General features: G+C 76.5%; 2 protein-coding genes and 1 pseudogene. All 3 read left to right on the top strand.

Features of this window, described 5'->3' with window-relative positions:
- Window positions 1-899 (top strand): annotated as a pseudogene (locus tag VR44_RS41730) (alpha/beta hydrolase); the annotation flags it as partial.
- A 56-nt stretch (window positions 900-955) separates the two neighbouring features.
- On the top strand, window positions 956-2,980 hold the full coding sequence (locus tag VR44_RS41725; protein ID WP_157880531.1) for a VMAP-C domain-containing protein: 2,025 nt from the start codon (window positions 956-958) through the stop codon (window positions 2,978-2,980).
- Window positions 2,981-3,136: 156 nt separating this feature from the next.
- On the top strand, window positions 3,137-4,204 hold the full coding sequence (locus VR44_RS36770; protein ID WP_045952014.1) for an AAA family ATPase: 1,068 nt from the start codon (window positions 3,137-3,139) through the stop codon (window positions 4,202-4,204).
- Window positions 4,205-4,223: the final 19 nt, after the last annotated feature.

Raw genomic sequence — 4,223 nt, 5'->3', positions numbered from 1 at the left:
TCCTCGGCCTCCTGCACCGCCTCGCCGAAGCCCCGTACGGCCCCCGCGGCGAAGGCGGCGAGCTCCGCGCCCTGCTGGACGGCACCGGTCTCGCCCCCGGCTTCCGCCCCGCCCTGCTGACGGCCGCCGACTCCGCCGAGGCCGCCCGCGCCGGAGCCCGTGCCACCGCCGAACCCGAGGCCCGCGAGCTGGCCACCACCCTCGCCCGGTCCGTCACCGCCGGCGCCCTCGCCGCCGCCGGGGCCGACGCCGACTGCACCGCCGCCGAGCGGGACCGGCTCGTCGAACTGCTCACCACCCGCCTGGGCGGCGGCGCCCGCGTCCCCGGCGCCCGCGCGGCCGCCCTCCTGGGCCGGCTCGCCCTGCGGGTCTCCACGCAGCCGCTGCTCAACGCCTGGCGCGGCTCCCTGACCGTCGGCGCCACCCCCGCCCTCGGCGACATCCTGCGCTACCAGGCCCGGGGCACCGAACTGCGCTCCTTCCTGCACGCCCGGATCACCGCCGAACCCGGCCCGACCGTACTGATCGGCCACAGCCTCGGCGGTATCGCCCTGGTGGACCTGCTCGCCCTGGAGGCCGCCTCCGGCGGGCCCGTCCCCGGCGCCGAACTGCTGGTCACCGTCGGCTCGCAGGCCCCGTACCTGTACGAACTCGGCGCCCTCACCGCCCTCCCGCCCGGCAGCGCCCTCCCGTACGGCTTCCCGCGCTGGCTCAACGTGTACGACCGGCAGGACGTCCTCTCCTACCTCGCCGGGCCCGTCTTCCCCGGCGACCCCCGCGTCACCGACCACGAGATCCGCAGCCGCCAGCCCTTCCCGGCCTCCCACAGCGCCTACTGGAAACAGCGGTCCCTCTACGAGCGCATCGAACGGGCGGTGGCCGAAGCGGGCATCGGGTGACCCACCCCGGACTCCGGCCGGACACGGACCTCGAACCGCCGCCCAGAACCCAGGACTTGTCCGTAGCCCTCACGCCCCGGCGCACCTTCGCGCTCGTCGCCGGCGTCGAGCGGTACGGCATCAGCCACCACTGGAACCTGCGCGGCCCCGCCCGCGACGCCCTGCGCTTCGCCCACTGGCTCACCGGCCCCGGCCAGGTGCCCGCGGCGAACGTACGGCTGCTGCTCTCCCCGCTCGACGACCCCGCCCGGCTCGACTGGACGGCCTCCCCGGGCCTGGCCGAGCTGAGATCGGCGTACCGGCCCGCGACCGAGGCCAACGCCAAATCGGCCCTGCTCGAAGAACTCCCGCAGTGCGACGGCGACCTGCTGTGGATCTTCTGGGCCGGGCACGGCTACCTCGGCCGCGACGGGGAGCTGATGCTGCCCTGCGCCGACGCCGGACCCGGCCAGATCCGCCACCTCAACCTCGACTCCGCACTGCGCTGGTGGAGGACCGACCTGGTCAAACACCGCCGGTTCCCGCTGCAGGCCGCGCTGGTGGACGCCTGCCGGGTCGACGCACCCCGCGACACCCGGTGGAACTTCGGCCGCAGCGACTACGGCGGCGGCGCCACCGTCCCCGGACGGCGCCAGTTCCGGCTCTACGCCTCCCGCGAGGGCGAGCCCGCGCAGAACGACGCCGAAGCCGGCGCCGGCCGCTTCACCGAGGCCCTGCTCGCGGAACTCGGCGACCGCTCCGTGCGCGAGGGCGTCACCGGCCTCCCGAAGGCCGCCCGCCGCATCCACCGGGCCTTCCAGGAACTGCGCGAGCGCGGCGAAGGCTGGCAGCTGCCCCAGTTCCTGGTCGACCGGGACTGGGACGCGAGCTCCTTCCTCGACGACGGCCTCCACGGGCCGGCCCTGCCGCGGGCCGCCCGCCTCGACCAGACCGGCTGGGACGGGCTCGGCCACCTGTTCGAGGGCCGCGCCCTGCCGCGCTGCGCCTACGAGGCCTACGCGTGGGCGTTCAAGGAGGCCGGCTGCACCACCCCCGCCCAGCACGGGCTACCCGCCGACAGCCTCCTCGAAGTGGTCGCGGACCTCGACGAGCGCCAGGGCGGCCGCGGCGGCATGCCCCTGGCCGTGCCCTTCGTCCACTACCTCGCCGACCGGGCCGGCCGCCCCGGCGGCAGCGCCGGCGGGCTCGGCGACCCGGACTGGGCCGCCCGGCTCGCGCAATGGGTCGGCGCCACCCGCGAACGCCTCTCCCTCCCCGTGCTGCGCCCGCCGCCCGGCCCCGCCCGGCAGGCCGTGCTGCACGTCCGGCTGGAGTCCCCGCCCGGCGGCGAGGACGGCCTGCTGGCCCGGATGTGGCTGCGCGGCGAACGCACCCGCCACGTATGGGAGTCGGAGGGCAGCCCGGTCTCCCCGGCCGCCGTACACGCCGAACTGCTGCGCCAGCTCGCCCTGTCCGCCGACGGGCCGGGGGCCTCCGACGGGTCCGGGCGGAGCTCGGAGGCCATCGGAAGGATCGAGTTCCACGTCCCGTACGAGATGCTGGAGACGGACTTCGACCAGTGGCCCGTCCCGCGCCGCGGACCCGGCGGCCGCACCCGCCCCCTCGGCATGCGCTACGAGGTCGTGGTGCGCTGCCCGCAGGAGCGCGAGGACACCCGCACCGAATGGCGGGCCAAATGGCGCTGGATGCAGGCCCAGGGCGGCCGCCACCCGGACACCGTACGCGTCGTGGAGGACCCGGACGTCACCGACGCGCTCGGGGTGCAGCTGGGCGCCCGCACCGCGCCCGCCTGCGTCCTCGGGCACGCCTCGGCGGCCCGGACGGAGGCCCTGCTGGAGGCGCTCCTCGAAGGGGGCGTCCCCGCCGCCGTCTGGCAGCGCGGCGGCGGCGCACCCGCCGGCGGGCTGCCCGCCCGGCTCTCCCCGGAGGCCCTCCCGGGCGCACCGGCGGTGCTCGGCCTGCCCGCCCGCGTGCGCGAAGTGCGCCAGGCGGCCGCCGGGGGCGGGGCCGAAGGGGCAGACCGGCTCGTGCTGTTGTGGGACGATCCCGACGACACCATCGACCTCCGCTCCCTGCTGTGACCCCCACACCGCCGCCGCCCGCCCGCCGGGCCCCGCCCGGACGAACCGGTGAACCGGACGACCCGGAGGGCCCGCACCGCCCGCACCGCCCGTACGACCCCCCGTACCACCCGCAGGATCCGAACGGCCCGACCGACCGCACGACTTCACGCGACGATGGAGGCAGAGGCAGTGGCGAAGGACTGGTGGCTGTACCAGGGCGAGGGCCCGGGCGAGGACCGGCGCGCCCGCCTGGAAGCCGGATCGCCGCCGCCCTGGCGGGACTTCACCGGCCGCCCCGACCCGGCCTACGGGCCGCCCGGCTGCACCGGGGAGGCCTGGGAACGCACCCGGCGGCGCGGCGAGGGCTACGTCCCCGACGAACCGGAGAAGGACGTGGTCAACACCGCCCTCCATCTGCGCCGGCCCCTGCTCGTCACCGGCAGGCCCGGCGTCGGCAAGTCCACCCTCGCCCACAGCATCGCCGCCGACCTGGCCCTGGGCCCCGTACTGCACTGGCCGATCACCAGCCGAACCGTCCTGCGCGACGGCCTCTACCTCTACGACGCCATCGGCCGGCTCCAGGAGGCCGGACTGGAACAGGTCCGCCTCCCCGGCGCCCCGGCCGCCGGACCGGCCGCCCCCGCCCCGTCCATCGCCCGGTACCTGCGCCTCGGCCCGCTCGGCACCGCCCTGCTGCCCCAGCGAAGGCCCCGCGTGCTGCTCATCGACGAGATCGACAAGAGCGACATCGACCTGCCCGGCGACCTCCTCACGGTCTTCGAGGACGGCGGCTTCGTCATCCCCGAACTCGCCCGCCTGGCCAAGGAGGAGCCGACCGTCGCCATCGGCACCGACGACGACCCCGACGCGGGGGTCGCCGTCACCCAGGGCCGCGTGCAGTGCAGCCACTTCCCCGTGGTCGTCCTCACCAGCAACGGCGAACGGGACTTCCCGCCCGCCTTCCTGCGCCGCTGCGTCCGCCTCCACCTGGACGCCCCCGGCCCCGAGAAGCTCGCCCGCATCGTGCGCGGACGGCTCGGCGTCGACATCACCGGAGCGGACGGCGCCGAGTACCAGGACCTCGTCCGGAGCTTCCTCGAACGCGCGGAGGACGGCGACCTCGCCACCGACCAGCTCCTCAACGCCATCCAACTGCGCCTGGCCGGGGCCTGGTCGGCGCCCGGGGACCGCGACCGCTTCCTCGCCACCGTCATGCAGCACCTGACCGGGCCCACCGCGTGATCGAGAGGCTCCTCGCCGC

The organism is Streptomyces katrae (assembly GCF_000966975.1).
GTDB lineage: Bacteria > Actinomycetota > Actinomycetes > Streptomycetales > Streptomycetaceae > Streptomyces > Streptomyces katrae.
Note: the sequence above shows the minus strand (reverse complement) of the source record. Positions and strands in the feature narration are given on the sequence as shown.

Bases quoted from the DNA above. Each gene is read 5' to 3' on its own strand.
- VR44_RS36770 (WP_045952014.1), top strand. From the start codon at position 3,137: ATGGAGGCAGAGGCAGTGGCGAAGGACTGGTGGCTGTACCAGGGCGAG.